Annotated in this window: 10 protein-coding genes and 2 pseudogenes; 7 read left to right on the top strand and 5 right to left on the bottom strand. The window is 68.3% G+C overall.

What is annotated here, in order from left to right:
• Positions 1-216: 216 nt before the first annotated feature.
• Entirely contained in the window at positions 217-513 is a 297-nt protein-coding gene (locus ACTMTI_RS49240; protein WP_306959384.1) for a hypothetical protein, read from the bottom strand.
• Positions 514-774: 261 nt separating this feature from the next.
• On the opposite strand from ACTMTI_RS49240, the pseudogene ACTMTI_RS49235 reads away from it, so the two are divergent.
• Positions 775-1,119 (top strand): annotated as a pseudogene (locus ACTMTI_RS49235) (acyl-CoA dehydrogenase family protein); the annotation flags it as partial.
• A 4-nt stretch (positions 1,120-1,123) separates the two neighbouring features.
• Here ACTMTI_RS49235 and ACTMTI_RS49230 read toward each other — a convergent pair.
• The gene (locus tag ACTMTI_RS49230; RefSeq protein WP_441127805.1) at positions 1,124-4,225 is read right to left on the bottom strand and encodes an NACHT domain-containing protein; all 3,102 of its coding nucleotides are present in this window, start codon (positions 4,223-4,225) and stop codon (positions 1,124-1,126) included.
• Between the two features lie 1,064 nt (positions 4,226-5,289).
• Positions 5,290-5,640 (bottom strand): hypothetical protein, encoded by a 351-nt coding sequence (locus ACTMTI_RS49225; protein WP_441127804.1) that lies wholly within the window; start codon positions 5,638-5,640, stop codon positions 5,290-5,292.
• Between the two features lie 64 nt (positions 5,641-5,704).
• Between ACTMTI_RS49225 and ACTMTI_RS49220 the strand changes: the two genes are divergently transcribed.
• On the top strand, positions 5,705-6,604 hold the full coding sequence (locus ACTMTI_RS49220) for an IS630 family transposase (protein ID WP_441127803.1): 900 nt from the start codon (positions 5,705-5,707) through the stop codon (positions 6,602-6,604).
• On the top strand, positions 6,601-6,900 hold the full coding sequence (locus tag ACTMTI_RS49215; RefSeq protein WP_441127802.1) for a hypothetical protein: 300 nt from the start codon (positions 6,601-6,603) through the stop codon (positions 6,898-6,900). The genes ACTMTI_RS49220 and ACTMTI_RS49215 overlap by 4 nt, the downstream gene beginning before the upstream one ends.
• Here the strand turns inward: ACTMTI_RS49215 and ACTMTI_RS49210 are convergent.
• Positions 6,883-7,074: a hypothetical protein gene (locus ACTMTI_RS49210; protein ID WP_441127801.1), complete on the bottom strand. Its 192-nt coding sequence runs from the start codon at positions 7,072-7,074 to the stop codon at positions 6,883-6,885. The genes ACTMTI_RS49215 and ACTMTI_RS49210 overlap by 18 nt on opposite strands.
• Positions 7,075-8,055: 981 nt before the next feature.
• Here ACTMTI_RS49210 and ACTMTI_RS49205 point away from each other — a divergent pair.
• Complete coding sequence (locus ACTMTI_RS49205) at positions 8,056-8,925, top strand: hypothetical protein (protein WP_441127800.1); 870 nt, start codon at positions 8,056-8,058, stop codon at positions 8,923-8,925.
• Positions 8,912-12,949 carry a caspase family protein gene (locus tag ACTMTI_RS49200; RefSeq protein ID WP_441127799.1) on the top strand — a complete coding sequence of 1,346 codons (4,038 nt, stop codon included), beginning with the start codon at positions 8,912-8,914 and terminating at the stop codon, positions 12,947-12,949. The genes ACTMTI_RS49205 and ACTMTI_RS49200 overlap by 14 nt, the downstream gene beginning before the upstream one ends.
• A 390-nt stretch (positions 12,950-13,339) precedes the next feature.
• Here ACTMTI_RS49200 and ACTMTI_RS49195 read toward each other — a convergent pair whose 3' ends face one another.
• Entirely contained in the window at positions 13,340-13,633 is a 294-nt protein-coding gene (locus ACTMTI_RS49195; RefSeq protein WP_441127798.1) for a TetR/AcrR family transcriptional regulator, read from the bottom strand.
• Between the two features lie 75 nt (positions 13,634-13,708).
• Between ACTMTI_RS49195 and ACTMTI_RS49190 the strand changes: the two genes are divergently transcribed.
• Both ACTMTI_RS49190 and ACTMTI_RS49185 read left to right on the top strand, forming a co-directional pair.
• Complete coding sequence (locus tag ACTMTI_RS49190; RefSeq protein WP_441127807.1) at positions 13,709-14,539, top strand: alpha/beta hydrolase family protein; 831 nt, start codon at positions 13,709-13,711, stop codon at positions 14,537-14,539.
• Positions 14,536-14,931, top strand: a pseudogene (locus ACTMTI_RS49185) (YbfB/YjiJ family MFS transporter); the annotation flags it as partial. The gene ACTMTI_RS49190 and the pseudogene ACTMTI_RS49185, both read left to right, overlap by 4 nt.
• Between the last annotated feature and the right edge of the window lie 151 nt (positions 14,932-15,082).

Genomic DNA, 15,082 nt, shown 5'->3' with positions numbered 1-15,082 from the left:
TGTCCGCTCGGAACTGCTGTCCTGCTGGCCCTACCGGTACGAGGAACTCGAAGTCGAGCTGCACCGGGTCGGACTCCAAACGGAACTGAGCACGTTCGATCTTGAGGCCGAGAACTACATGGTGGTCGCGAGCAAGGTATAAACACCGGACTCTCAGTCCCTGGCCGGACCGCGCGGTTGCTCGCAGGACGCTTGCGCCCTCTCATCGGTGCGGGTTCAAGTGGTCAACGCAACGCCTCGGACGAGGAGTGCTCGTCGATCAGACGGCGGTAGATCCGGGGTGACGGTGTGGCGCTGTTTCCTGGTCGCGTCCAGATCAATGAGCAGGATCTCGTCGATCAGCAGCGTGAACGGATCCAGCTTCGACGGCCGCGCCGAAGCGGTTGTCGTGCGTGGCTGCGGCCAAGCCGAGGTCAGGGCCTTGTTGACCGTGCTCCAGGTGACGCCGTACTTGCACTGCAACGCCCGGTTCGACATGCCATCGCGGGAGTCGCGCCGCAGCGCGGCGTACAACTCGACCTTCGACTCCAGGCGGCATCGGGGGTGCTCCTTTACTGAGCACATCCAGCTTGACACCGCAACCCCGATGGTGACGTCAGAATTCGCGAACATCTTTCTAGGCCATCACCTGGTGCCGTCAGCTTTCACGAACAACTGACGTCACCAACTACCGACAGAACCAGTCGCCGTACGCGCCCGCCCGGACGTCGAGCAGCGCGCCCAGCCCGACAGCGCCGAGCTTGATTTGTGCCACCGCCCGGGTCGCGCCGGTAATTCGGCCGCAAGATCGGCGAGAACCATGCGATCGCGTTCCTTCCGGCCGACATGGCCACCCGGGTGGACATGGCCCGCCTTCTGACCTGGCGCGCCGCCTGGATCGCCAGAAACGGCAAGCGCTTCGAACAGGCGGAGGGGTCGATGTCGAAACTGGTCGAGGGGGAGACGGCGGTGTGGGTGACGGAACAGGCCATCCAGATTCTGGGCGGCGCGGGGTACACCCGGGAGCATTCGGTGGAACGCTTTCATCGGGACGCCAAGATTTATACGATTTTCGAGGGGACCAGCGAAATCCAGCGACTGATCATCGGCCGAGCCGTCACGGGTCTGCAGGTCCGCTGAGCTCTCACTCCATGTCGCGGGAAGCGAGCCGTTCAGCCAGCAACGGATGCCGGAAGCGATAGGAGGCGCCGTTGCGGCTCAGGACGCCTTTGTCGCAGGCCTCGTCCAGGAATCCGATGAATGTCCACGGCAGCAGGCCCCGGGCCGCCAGCAGCGTGCGTTCCAGTTTCGCGATGCCGTACCTGCTCTGCGCCGCCGCCACCGTGATGCCCGCGGTGAGGCCGTAGGTGAAGAACGTGCTCACCGCGGCGATGACGCCGATCAGCGGCCGATGCGTACCCGCCGTCGCCCGTACGCCGACCGCGAGGCTGATCGCCGCGGCGATGCCCAGGGTGCACCACAGGAACGTGCGGCGGTCGAGTTGGAGCAGGCGGCGCGGCACCATGACGTCCCGTTCGGTGGCCGGCGGGCCCTGGGCGCCGAAGGCCAGGGCCGTGGCGAGCGTGGCCGACAGCCAGATGAACGGAAGCCAGACCACGCTGATCCGGGTGAAGGCGGCCGCGGCCGCCGCCGTTCCGCCGAGTGCCGCGCCGCCGAGCAGCCCGTACCAGGAGGCCCGCAGGCCGATCGACGGCCATCTGCGCCGGGAGATCTCCGTCGACACCTTGCCGGCCAGGGCGGCGGTCGCGCCGCAGAGGAACCCGAAGGCCAGGCCGCCGATCAGCGCCATCACGACCAGCGCGTACACGCCGGCCTCGACCACCGGGACGGTGCCGCCGCTCACCGCGGCCCGCGCCTGCGCGGGGGAGCGGAGCAGCCAATACAGGACGAGGGCCGCGAAACCTATGAAGACCACGACGGCGTTGGCCCAGCCCGCGGAGGTGGCGAACAGCACGGTGAGCGCGATCGCCGCCAGGACGGCCGGCACGGCGGCACGTCCCCGGTCCAGGAGCGAGGACCACATGCGCGGGGAGGGATCCTTTGCGGTGTAGTGGAGCGTGAGCCACACGATGAAGCCGGCCGCGATGCCGTCGGCCAGGCCGCGCGCCCATCCGTCGTGCACGTCGCCCTTCGCGGTGTGCGCCAGCACGCCGAACGCCGCCGCGGCCAGTGCCATCGCGACGCTCCAGATCCACGGCCGGAGCCGCGGGGCGGGGCGCCCCTGTACGATCATCGCGACCGCCCATACGGCGAGCCCGATCGCGAGGCCGTCGGCGGGCGCCAGCAGCCAGCCATGGGACGCGTGCGGACGGAACCCGTCCGCCCAGGCGTTGACCAGGGCGACCAGCCCGCCCGCGACCAGCCACGGCATCGGCGGCCGAGGCGGCGTGAACACGCGCGCGTCCGCACGGACCGGGCTGGTCCGCAGGGCGCCGGCGGCGAGCAGCGCCGCCAGGGTCCCCGTCGCGATCCAGCCGTTGACGTCCTGGTCCCAGCCGCTGACGAACCCGTCGGCGAACCCGGCGACGAAGCCCTGCGTGAGGTTCGCGGGCAGCGGGAGCAGCCTGATCGCCGCCGCGACGGCGGCCGCGGCCGCCCCGAAGAGCAGGGCGTACACCGTACCGGTCCGTTTCAGCGCCAGAGGCCGCCAGCTGAACCCGCCGGCCAGGCCCGCGGTGATCCCGAGCTCGTAGCCGCCGCTGATCGAGCCGGCGATGTAGACCCCGAGCGCGGCCATGACCGCCGCCCGCCCGCTGCCCGACACGAACAGGACGAAGCCGTAGCAGAGCACCCCCGCCGCCCCGATCCGCAGGCCGTGGGCCAGGCCGACCTCGGCGCTGTCGAACACCCACCGGTTGAGCATCCCCGTCGAGAAGGCCGTCCAGCAGAAGACCAGGAGCGGCGCGAGCACGGTGACCGTGACGCGCCGCCACGTGGGCGGCAGGCGCAGCGAGCCGAGGTCCCACCAGGTGATGTCCGGCCTGGCGACACGGTCTCCCGGCGGATCGGCGAGCTGGGTCAGCCATCGGCGCGCCGCGTCCGGGCGTTCCGGGAACTTCGCCGCGATATATCCGTCGAGCAGATAGCCGGGAACGTCGGGCTTGCCGCGTAACTCCGTCGGTTCAGGGCTCCCGTCGCCGCCGGGGTTGTAGACGCTGTCGGCGAGCACCGCCATCAGCGGCGTGTCGAACTCCCGCGCCAGCTCGGGCTCGCGCAGGATCTCCCAGCGCCCGCTTCGGGTGGAGTTCTGTTCGAGGTAGTCGATGATCTCGTCCACCTTCTGCGCCCTGAGCTCGACGCCCTGGGCGCCGGCCAGGTGACGCACGGTGGTGTCCTTCGGGTGGACGGCCGCGCGGAAGTCGTCGGTACGGCTGGTGAGCAGGACGTTGCGCAGGACGTACGACTCGACGTTGAGCCGGTCCAGGGCCTGGCGGCGGTTCACGGGCGGCAGTTCGTCGAAGCCGTCCAGGATGAGGGCGATGCGACGGGCCTTCAGCAGGGCCACGGCGAGCGTGCCGGTGTCCGGCCCGGCCGGGGACCTGCCGAGAAACGGATAGGTCGCGATCAGCCAGTTCTCCAGCCATTCCTCGAGTTCGGTCTGGTGCGGATTCCACGAACTGATCGGCACCAGCACCGGCACCTCCGGCAGCGCGGGTTCACGGCGCAGCAGGGAAAGCATGAGGTCGATCAGCAGTTCGGTCTTCCCCGAGCCCGGCGGACCGAGAATGACGAGCCTTCCGGAGGGCGTTCTCTCGGTCCATACGAGGCTGAGCTGCTTGCCGTCGCCGCGCCGTCTCCGCCACCGTTCGTACGCGTCACTGCTTTTCGGTGCTCGGTCGAAACGCCGTGACCAGGCGAGGGATTGTTCGAAGCTTTCGAACAGTTCCGAGACGGCGCTCCTCCATTTGATCGGCAGCCGGCGCATCTCGGTCAGCCGGAGGGTGTTGGCCTCGCGTTCCCACTGGACCGTCACGGCGTGACGCAGGACTTCCGTGGCCTCGTCCACCTTCATCGGCTCATTGCCGGGTGCGGAGGCGCGATATTGGGCGACGATCAGGAGTACGGTCAGCACCGTGGTCACCGTCCAGGTCAGCGCGGTCCACCCCGGGGATTTGTATGTCACGGTCGAGGTCGCCAGATTCGCCGCCATCCCCGCCAGCGGAGCCACGATGATCCCGGTGAGACCCGCTCTGGCCGCCCGCCGCCCCGGCGCATTTCGCCCCATGACAGAACAGCACCACCCTGCCGTGGTGAAAACAACCGAGTTCGCCATTCTGCTCGGGTCTCTGTCCGGGGACAGTGGAATGGATGTGTGGCACGATTTGCTACGTAGCAAAGCGGTGAAAGGTCGTTCTATGCCTCGTCCGGAGTACCCCGCCCCCAGATGGTCCGCCCCGACTGGCTGAATCTGAACGGCCAGTGGCAGTTCGAGTTCGACCCCGGCGACTCCGGCCTGGAGCGCGGCCTGTGCGAACGCGACCTCGCCGGCTCCATCACCGTCCCCTTCGCCCCGGAAGGACGGTCTGGACAACGTGTCGTCGTGCGGCCATGGTCTGCAGGGCGCGCCGGGCACCAGGGAGGACGGCGCCGCGCTCTCGGATCTCGGCGGCCCGGGCAAGGTCGGCGGGAGCTGCATTCCGGGCTCGAAAGGTAAGCATAAGTGTCCCGACCGAGGGCCACATGCCAAGAAGAAGAAGATCAAGAAGTCTCACGGCCGTCCGCCACACCGCCCATCGCACGTCGATGAGCCGCCCTGGTTCAAGCTCGGAGGAGAGCAAAAGCAGAAGCAGTAAGGAAGGACGGCGCGGCCGGGGGCGTCGCATAGAACTGCGCAACGTCCCCCGCCGCGCGCACCATCGGAGCAGTCGTGGGGTGTTCTGACCGGCGTTCCATCCGCAGCCTGGACACTCGCCCAGATGCCCGCCGATCCGCCAAGGGCCGGCGAACATGACCGCATGATGGCCGACTGCCGCCGGATGATGGGCATGGGTGAGCGCATGGCAGGACAAGATTCGGCTCAGTGAAGCGGAGAGGGATCCACCACCTAAGCTCTGCACATCAAGATCCCGGCAACCCTCACGTTGCCGGGATCTTCGCGCTTCCACCGGTCTTTTGAGACGAACCCGCCGCCCAACAATGAGCACCTGAGCGCCCGCGGGGCAACCCACTTGCCTTACGTGGCTTACAGACCTTCATGCCGCTGACCAGTTCGTTCGCTTCACAACCCCAGATAACGATGGCAGCGACGATGGCATCCCTTAGTGGTCCTGCCCGTAAGTCCTTCGGGGGTTAGTGGCCGAGGTAGAGATCGCAGGCACAGTCGAGGGCTTCTTGGGGCGTGCCGGCGGACATGCCGGTGGGCAGGATCTGGTTTTCGTACTTGCCGCTGCTGGCGAGGTAGAGCCCGAACCCCCAGATGGAGGCCGATCCGCCGTAACGGAGCCGGATGAGGGGCAGGTGGTGACCGTCGGCCAGTTCGCCTTCGACGTAGGCGAACCGGCCGTGGTAGCGGACGTGCAGTCCTGCCAGTTGAGGCCAGCAATCGCGGGCGTGCTGGCGCAGCCGCTGGGCCAGGGAGGTCTTGGTCGACTCCGGGATAGCAGGCATGAGCCCCATCTTGCCGCCTGGCGTGTCGATCATGCCCGCAACGGTGGAGATCGCGCACAGTAGCAACGCCCCCGAAAGATCACCGAAAGCGTTCCGCGTGCCCGTCCCCCGCGCTCGCCAGATCGTCTTGACCGCCTCCGAGCGACGGCGGTTCAAGAAGCTGGCCCATTCTCACACGGCCCCCTACCAGCAGGTCGTCCGCGTCCGGATCGTGCTGGATGCCGCGCACGGCTACTCCAACGCCCGCATCGCCCTGCGACAGCGGGTCCACCTCGATACCGTCCGCCGGTGGCGTGGCCGATACGCCGACCAGGGCATCGACGGGCTCAAGGACCGGCCCCGGACGGGCCGGCCGCCCCGCTTCACCCCTGTCCAGCGGGCCGAGGTCACGGCACTGGCCTGCCAACTGCCGGCCGAGACCGGGATGCCGCTGTCCCGCTGGAGCAGCACCGACCTGGCCCGCGAAGCAGTCGGCCGCGGCATCACCGAGGCGATGTCCGCCTCGACCGTCCGCCGGATCCTGGCCGCCGACGTACTCAAGCCCTGGCAGCACGCCTCCTGGGTGTTCATCCGCGACCCCGACTTCGCCACCAAGGCCGCCCGTGTACTCGGCCTCTACCAGCGCATCTGGAACGGGCAACCTCTCGCTGGCAACGAGTACGTGATCTCCTCTGATGAGAAGACCTCGATCCAGGCCCGCTGCCGCTGCCACCCCACCCTGCCGCCCGGCACCACCCGCAGGATGCGCGTCAATCACGAATACGACCGCGGCGGCGCGCTGGCCTACCTGGCCGCCTACGACGTCCACCAGGCCCGCGTGTTCGGGCACTGCTCGCCCAAAACGGGCATCATCCCGTTCATGGACCTGGTCCAGCAGGTCATGACGCAGGAACCATATGCCTCCGCCCGGCGGGTGTTCTGGGTCGTGGACAACGGTTCCTCCATCGTGGCAAGGCAGCCGCCGACCGGCTCACCGCGCGGTTCCCCAACGCGGTGATGGTCCACACCCCCGTGCACGCGTCTTGGCTGAACCAAATAGAGATCTTCTTCTCCATCGTGCAGCGCAAAGTGGTCACACCCAACGACTTCACCGGTCTTGACCAGGTCGAAGACCGACTGATCGCCTTCGAGCGTCGTTACAACGAGACCGCCCGGCCCTTCAGATGGAAGTTCACTCCGGCCGACCTCGAGGACCTGATGGTCCGGATCGAGCGACACGAACAGAAAGAGCACCACTCCCAGCAGCCCGCTGGCTGCGGCAACCAGCCTGCCGCACTACAAGCAACCGCGTGAACCCTCGAATGACTTACGAACTGGACCACTTAGCTTCTCGGGCACGCTCGCCTTCCCGGCGGCGATGAGCGTCGGGCGCGGTTCCAACGCCGTCAGCCGTTCGATCACCGCCTGCTGCACGTAGAAAGCGCGCTGCGCCGCCACCAGGTCGTCGGAAAACTCATAGTCAGCCATCAAACCTCCAGGTCACACATCATTCAGCGCGACCGTAGCAGCGCCCGTGCACGAGGCCGCACCGGCCCCTCCACCGCTGACCACACACCGATACCGCCACGACCGGATCATGGTCCGCCCTGCTGTGCTGCTGGGGTCGGGGGCTACGGATCTGGCCACGGACTCGAGCAGGCCCGCAAGGACCTGCCGATCACGCTCTGAACCAGTCGAGCAGTGGCTTAGCTCTTCGCGTCTATGGTTCCCGTTCGGTCACCTGTGTCCAATGAACGTTGCCCCGCACGTCCAGATGGGGATCGGCTGCGAGTACCTCGCGCACGGCTTGGGGGAGTTCTGCTGCTCGGCGGGCCAAGGCTACGCGGACTGAGGGTGCCGGGTCATTCACGAGGACGGCGAACATCTGTGGGCTGGCCGGTGCGATACCAGCACCCAGCGCCCGGATCCGCTCGTCCCCATCGTTATCTTGGGTCGTTGACCTCTTCTTGCAGGTCAGAGCGCGATGATCTCGTCTGGCACGTAAGGCATGTTGACCGGCTCTCACAGCATGTTGCGGGGACCGGGCGCGGGTCTCGACGGCGTAGCGCGCTGCGGGCCTTCGCTGGCCCGAAGACTCGGCTCAGGTAGCTCGCAACGGCGTGGATGCTGCACCGTTACGGCTCAGAGCGCGCACGGCCAGCCGACCGCGATGGTTATCTTGGGTTGCTGGCGCCCTTCGCGGGTCAGAGAGCTGTGATCTTGTCAGGCGCGTAAGGCGCATGCGCTGGCAGACTGCGGCAAACGCGCGTCTGATCCTCTGGTCGCGCTGATCGCCATGACTGACACCGCCATGACACCGCCTGCCTGCTGGCTGCTTGGCGGGCGCACCGGGCTCGTCTGGTAGGCGTCGAATCGTGATGTTCGGTCGTGACAAGTCGCTGTACGTGATGTTGCAGTCGCACTACCGTCAGATCACACGGGTGTGCGAGACGAGCGCGGGTAGGGGCGATGGCGCGGATCGTGGCGGTGCACGGGGTGGGCAAGCAACTGCTCGGGGAGCAGTCGCTGCTGAAGGAGTGGCGGCCGGCGCTGCAGGACGGCCTGAGCCGGGCCGACGGCCCGGTGCCGGCCGATGACGAGGTGGCGATGGCGTTCTACGGCGACCTGTTCCGGCCGCCGGGCGAGACGCTGGCGGTGGGCGACCCGCTGTTCACGGCCGCCGATGTCGACACGGGCCTGGAGACCGATCTGCTGATGGCCTGGTGGCAGGCGGCCGCCGAGGTCGACCCGCAGGTGGTGCCGCCGGATGAGGAGACGCTGGCCCGGACACCGCGCTCAGTGCAAGCCGCGCTGCGGGCGTTGCAGACCTCGCGCTTCTTCGCCGATCTGGCGCTCCGGGCGCTGGTGTTCGACTTGAAGCAAGTGCGCCGGTATCTGACCGACCCGCAGCTGCGGCAGGCAGCACGGGACCGGGTGACGGCGCTGATCGGGCCGGATACGCGGGTGGTGGTGGCGCACTCGCTCGGCTCGGTGGTCGCCTACGAGGCTCTGTGCCCGCTAGCAGCCCAGGAGGGCGGGCATGGGGTGCGGGCGCTGGTCACCTTGGGGTCGCCGCTCGGCATACGGATGATCTTCGACCGGTTGGACCCGGCACCCGACCCACAAGGGTGCTGGCCCGGCCCTGAAGGGCTGGCGTGGACAAACGTCGTCGACCACGGCGATGTGGTGGCGCTGGTCAAAGACCTGCGGCCGCTGTTCGGCGACCGCATTAGCGGCCACGTGGTCCACAACGGCTCACGTGCTCATGAGGCCACCCGCTACCTGACCGATGCGCTGACCGGGGCCGCCATCCGCGGAGGACTGGATGAGCAGTCCTGAACCGCCAACATTCACACCAGCAGATGACAGCCGGGGTGGTCCGCGCCGGTATCTGATCGCCACCGCGATCAGCCGCTATCCCAAGGCGCCGCCCGAGCTCGGCTGGGATCGGCCCGGCCTGGTGCAGGCCCGCGAGAAGGTCATCAAGCTGTTCACCGGCCAGCTCGGCTACCAGCACGTTAGTACGCTGGGCCTGGATCCCACCCGCGAGCAACTCACCAGCCAGCTGCGGACCTTTTGCAAGGCTCCGGAACGACGTGAGGGAGACCTGATCGCCGTCTACATCGCCGGACACGGCGACGTTTTGGACGACAGCGGCGAGCATGTGCTGCTGACCGCCGATGTCGACCCCGATGACATCGAGGTCGCGTTGCCGACGGCGGAGCTGGCCAAGCAGATGCTGCGCAAGACCCGCGTGCGGCGGCTGCTGCTGATGCTGGACACCTGCCACTCCGGCGCCGGCACCAATCAGATGGCCGCCCGGATGCTGGCCGAACTTGGCCCCACCTGGCGGCAACAGCCCGGCGCGGGCATTGTGGTTATCTCCTCTTCCCAGCCCAGCGAGCGGGCGAAGACGCTGGCCTTCACCCATCTGCTGGAGCAGGCGGTCGCCAGCTGGGCTGTGGCCGGGCACGGCCCGGCCGAGCTTGCGATCGATGCGGTCGTGCAGCGGATGAACACTCATCCGGACCGGCCCGGCTACCAGCTGATCGGCTTGGACCAGGTGGGCCTGTCCGGCGACCTGCCGGACTTCCTGCGCAACCCCCGCCATGACGTCCGGCTGACGGAGGTGGACCTGGCGATCCAGCAGGCCGCCGAATGGGATGCCCTGGCCGAACGCCGCGCGATCGAGTACCGTACCCGGCTGCTGGTTCGGGCGATGGCCGGCGCGGGCCCGGGGGATGGCTGGTGGTTTTCTGGCCGGTTTCAGGCCATCGAGGACATCACGATCTGGCTGCGTACCGGCCGTCACCCCGGCCGCGGCAGAGCGCGTGACCGCCAGGAGCGGCAGCGGCCCGGGGTGCTGGCGGTGACCGCGGGCCCGGGGTCGGGTAAGACCGCAGTGCTCGGATTGATCGCCACGCTGACCCACCCCGAGCGGCGCCAGCGGGTTCCACTCGACAGCATCGGCCTGGACCGGCGGATCTTGCCCCAGGCGGGCGACGTGGCGGAGGTCATCTACGCCCAGAACCTTTCCGATAAGCAGGTGCTGGACGGCATCGCCGCCGTGTTCAAGATCCGCGCCGCGTCGGTGCGGCAGTTCCTCAACGCGCTTGCCGACTCCGACCATCGACCGGCATCAGCGGCCACGCTGATCATCGATGCGGTGGATGAGGCGGAAACGCCCGACACCCTGTGTAGAGACGTGCTGCGCCCGCTGATCGATCTGGCGGGCAGCCGTTTGCGGCTGCTGCTGGGCACCCGTCCGCACCTGTTGGCCCGGCTGGGGTTGAAGCGGGAGGACGAGATCGACCTGGACGCCGACCGCTACGCCGATCTCGACGCGCTGCGTACCTACACCATGCGCAACCTGATGGAGTCCCGCAGCGACTCCCCCTACTGGGATTGCGACCCGCAGGTCCGCATCCGCATCGCCCACCAGGTCGCGGCCAGCGCCGGATTCTCCTTCCTGGTCGCCCGCATCACCGCCGGCACCCTGGCCGCCGCCCAAGAGCTGCCCGACCCCGACGACGCGGCCTGGCGCGCCGGCCTGCCGCGCATGCCCGCCGAGGCCATCCGCCAAGACCTCACCAACCGCCTGAAGGGCGACGCCGAGCGTGCCATCGACCTGCTGCGGCCGCTCGCCTTCGCCGACGGCCAAGGCCTGCCCTGGGAAGACCTGTGGCCCGCCGTGGCCAGCGCCGTCTCCGGCCGCACCTACACCGACGACGACCTGGACTGGCTACGCCGCACCGCCGGATCCTACGTCGTGGAGGCCACCGAAGCCGGGCGCTCGGCCTACCGCCTCTACCACCAGGCCATGGCAGAAACGCTGTGCCACGACGTCGACGAGACCGCCGTGCACACCGGCTTCACCCGGGCGCTCATCGGTCGGGTCCCCTACACCGTCCACGGCGAACGCGACTGGGCCCGCGCCCACCCCTACACCCGCACCTACCTGGCCAGCCACGCCGCGCTCGCGGGCCTGCTCGACAACCTGGTCACCGACACCGAATACCTCGTCCACGCCAACCCCGACACCCTCCTCCCGCACCTGGACACCATCCACACCCCCGACGGCAAACAGGCCACCACCATCTACCGCGCCTCGATCGGCACCCACCGGCACGCCACCCCCGAAACCCGCCGCCAGATCCTCGCCCTGGACGCCGCACGCTACAACATCCCCACCCTGCTGACCGCTTTCAACGCCACGGCGGAGCCTCACGCCTGGAAACCGGTGATGGCGACTGGGACGAACCTGTCTCGGCCAGCGCGCAACACCATGACCGGCCACACCGGCTCGGTGAACACAGTGGCCTGCACAACCCTCGGTGGCCGCCCGATCGCGGTTACCGGCTCCGACGATGGCACGGTGCGGATCTGGGACCTGACCACTGGCAACCAAATCGACCAGCCATTGACCGGCCACAACGGCTCGGTGTGGGCGCTGGCCTGCACGACCTTGGACGGCCGCCCGGTCGCCATCACCGGTTCCCACGATACGACGGTACGGATCTGGGACCTGGCCACCAACCAACAGATCGGCCAGCCATTGACCGGCCACAACGGCTCGGTGTGGGCGCTGGCCTGCACGACCTTGGACGGCCGCCCGGTCGCCATCACCGGCTCCGACGATGGCATGGTGCGGATCTGGGACCTGACCACCGGACATCAAATCGGTAACCTGCTGACCGGCCACACCGGGCCGGTGACCGCGCTGGCGTGTACCACCCTGGATGGCCGCCCGATCGCCATCACCGGTTCCCACGATACGACGGTACGCATCTGGGACCTGACCACCGGCAACCAAATCGGCCAGCCGCTGACCGGCCACATCAAACCCGTGTTCACGGCGGCGTGTACCACCCTGGACGGCCGCCCGATCGCTGTCGCCGGCTCTGATGACGGCACGGTGAGGATCTGGGACCTGGCCACCGGCAACCAAATCAGCAAGCCGCTGACCGGCCACACCGACGTTGTGCTGGCGGTGGCGGGCACAACCTTGGAAGGCCGCCCGATCGCTGTCACCGGCTCAGCAGATGGCACGGTGTGGATCTGGGATGTGAGGACCCGCCAGCAGATCTGCGATCCACTGACCGGCCACACTGGAGAGGTGTACGCGGTGGCCTGCACGACCCTGGAGGGCCGCCCTGTCGCTGTCACTGGCTCAGCAGATGGCACGGTGCGGATCTGGGACCTGACCACCGGTAGCCAAATCGGCCAGCCGCTGACCGGCCACACCGGGCCGGTGTGGGCGGTGGCCTGCACGACCCTGGAGAGCCGCTTGGTCGCCGTTGCCGGCTCCGACGGGGGCACGGTGCGGATCTGGGACTTGACCACCAGACATGAACTCGGCGACCCGCTGACCGGCCACACCGGCTCGGTGATCGCGCTGGCGTGCACCACCCTGGACGGCCGCCCGATCGCTGTCACCGGCTCTGATGATGACATGGTGCGGATCTGGGACCTGACCACTGGCAACCAAATCGGCCAGCCGCTGACCGGCCACACCGGGCCGGTATGGGCGGCGGCCTGCACCACGCTGGATGGCCGCCCGATCGCCGTCACCGGTTCCCACGATAGGACGGTACGGATCTGGGACCTAAGCACCGGCCACCAGGTGGGCGACCCTCTGACCGGCCATACCGACACGGTGTGGGCGGCGGCCTGCACCACCCTGGACGGCCGCCCGGTCGCCATCACCGGCTCCGACGATACGACGGTACGGATCTGGGACCTACCGACGCACCGTCTCACCCATGTGATCAATCTTCCCGGCATGTGCAACGGCGTTGCTTTCGAAGAGATCGGCCTTCTTCTATGTAGCTTCGGCAGCGACCTGGCGGTCTACGATCGGTGAGTCTAGCCCGGCCGCCTGCATACGCTGATCGCATTCCCCGTCAAGTCTGCTTGTTGAGCTTCTTTGGCGTCTCGCAACTTCCTGGTGACCGGCGGTGAAGCGGGAGCGCCTGTTGGGTGGGACCAGACACGAGTGCGGAGGCTGTCTCAGGGGGTCAGCCCACATAAGCCCAAAACCCACATTGAGTGGATCATGAACACTGTTTCCGCTGATCGGCGGCCGACGAAGCCCTTGAGAGGAATCTGAAGGTCTCGGTTCGCTTACGGTGAGGACTCCGGGGTGTGCGCGTCCGCCAGGGCCTCGTAGGCGGTGGAGCGGCCGATCTTCAAGGTGCGACCGGCCTCGGTGACGCTGACCCCGTCGTCGACCAGGCGGCGCAGCGTGGCCAGTTCAGCGGGGCCGATCGGCGGCGAGCTGGTCGCGGGGGTCGTCGCCAGCGGCTTCGGCGGCCGCGGTCAGCCATTGCGTGACCCGCTCGCTGCGCTGCCGGAGCATGACCTCGGCCAGGCCCTCCTTGGTGCCGAAGTGCCGGTAGAGCGTCTCCTTCGATACGCCGATGCGGGTGCACAGCTCGGCGACGCCGATGCCGTCGAGCCCGCGCTCGTACAGCACCGCGGTGGCTGCTTCGACGATGGTGGCGCGCGTGCGGGGTCGATCGTCGAGCCTTTGGCGACTGGCATGCATAGATGGTACCGCTCGGTTCGATCCGATGCTAACGTGTGGGATCATACCGATCGGTTTGATCTTGGGAGTTCTTTCATGTTTGACCCGTTAGCCGCAGACCCGCCGGGCGACCCTGACTTTCCGGCCACCACACCGGCGCTGACGTTCGACAGCGGGGGCGCGTCCTTGCTCGGTGTGTTGCACGTGCCGGCAGGCCGAGGGCCGCACCCTGTCGTCGTGCTGCTGCACGGATTCCCCGGCAACGAACGCAATTTCGATCTCGCACAAGTGCTGCGCCGTGCGGGCTACGCGTCCTTGGTGTTCCACTATCGCGGTTCGTGGGGCGTCGGCGGCTCGTGGTCGTGGGGCCACGTGCTGGAGGACACGGCAGCAGTCGTAGCCGGACTGCGCGATGAGGAGCTTGCAGCCGCCCACCGGCTTGATCCGCGGCGATTGGTACTGATCGGCCATAGCATGGGCGGCTTCGCCGCGTTGATGACCGCGGCGACCGAACCGTCCGTCGCCGCGGTCGCGTCGGTGGCTGGGTTCGACTTCGGTACGGTAGCGGCGCTCTGCCGTGCCAACCCGAGTGTCCGAGCGAGCTATGTCGAGGCGTTCACCGGCGAACTGGATCCCCTCCGGGGCACCAGTGGGGAGGCGCTGGTCAGCGAGATGGAGGCGGCCGGCGACTCGTGGCGGCTGGCCGGGCTCGCGCCCCTGCTGGCGGAGCGCTCGGTGCTCCTGATCGGCACGGGCCTCGACACCGTCACCCCGTACGACGTGCATCACGAACCGGTCGTCGCGGCGTACCAGGCGCAGCCCGTCGGATACCTCGAACATCATCTCTTCGCGACCGACCACGCGTTGTCAGACCATCGCGTGACCCTGGCACGTACGATTTTGAGCTTCCTGGCACGGTGCCCATGAGGCAGGCGCAGTGGCAGGCGCTGCGGTTGGCTCTCGGCACCGCTTCGGCGCTCGGGCTGGCCCGCTTCGCCTACGGGCTGCTCCTGCCGGCCATGCGTGACGATCTGCACTGGACCTTGTCCGAAGCCGGGACGATGAGCGCCGCCAACGGGCTCGGCTACCTGCTCGGCGCGCTGCTGACCGCCGTCGCCGTCCGCCGGATGGGCGCCGCCGCCACCTTCCGCTAAGGCATGATCCTCACGGCGGTGTCGCTGGCCGCCACCGCCGCCAGCGACCACTCCCTGGCGCTGCTGGCCGCGCGAGCCGCGGCCGGGGTGGCGGGAGCCGCCGTGTTTATCACCGGTGGTGTGATCGCATCGCGCATAGCCATGCGCGCAGCCTCCGACTCGCCCATCACCATTTATTTCGCGGGCACCGGCCTGGGCATCGTCTTCAGCCTTCTTGCCGTCCGGCACTTGCAGGGTCGCCACCAGCTCGGCCCGCATCGGCGCCGGCGCGGCCCCGGCCAGTGTGCGGTTGATCGCCTCCAGCTCGGCCCGCCGC

The organism is Nonomuraea sp. H19, from assembly GCF_052068215.1.
Classification (GTDB): Bacteria; Actinomycetota; Actinomycetes; order Streptosporangiales; family Streptosporangiaceae; genus Nonomuraea.
This window is presented reverse-complemented; position numbering and strand designations above follow the sequence as displayed.

Excerpts from the sequence above, each read along its gene's own strand:
- ACTMTI_RS49225 (WP_441127804.1), bottom strand. The coding sequence starts at position 5,640 with ATGATCGACACGCCAGGCGGCAAGATGGGGCTCATGCCTGCTATCCCG.
- ACTMTI_RS49210 (WP_441127801.1), bottom strand. The coding sequence starts at position 7,074 with ATGGCTGACTATGAGTTTTCCGACGACCTGGTGGCGGCGCAGCGCGCT.
- ACTMTI_RS49230 (WP_441127805.1), bottom strand. The coding sequence starts at position 4,225 with ATGGGGCGAAATGCGCCGGGGCGGCGGGCGGCCAGAGCGGGTCTCACC.
- ACTMTI_RS49205 (WP_441127800.1), top strand. The coding sequence starts at position 8,056 with ATGGCGCGGATCGTGGCGGTGCACGGGGTGGGCAAGCAACTGCTCGGG.
- ACTMTI_RS49190 (WP_441127807.1), top strand. The coding sequence starts at position 13,709 with ATGTTTGACCCGTTAGCCGCAGACCCGCCGGGCGACCCTGACTTTCCG.
- ACTMTI_RS49195 (WP_441127798.1), bottom strand. The coding sequence starts at position 13,633 with ATGCATGCCAGTCGCCAAAGGCTCGACGATCGACCCCGCACGCGCGCC.
- ACTMTI_RS49200 (WP_441127799.1), top strand. The coding sequence starts at position 8,912 with ATGAGCAGTCCTGAACCGCCAACATTCACACCAGCAGATGACAGCCGG.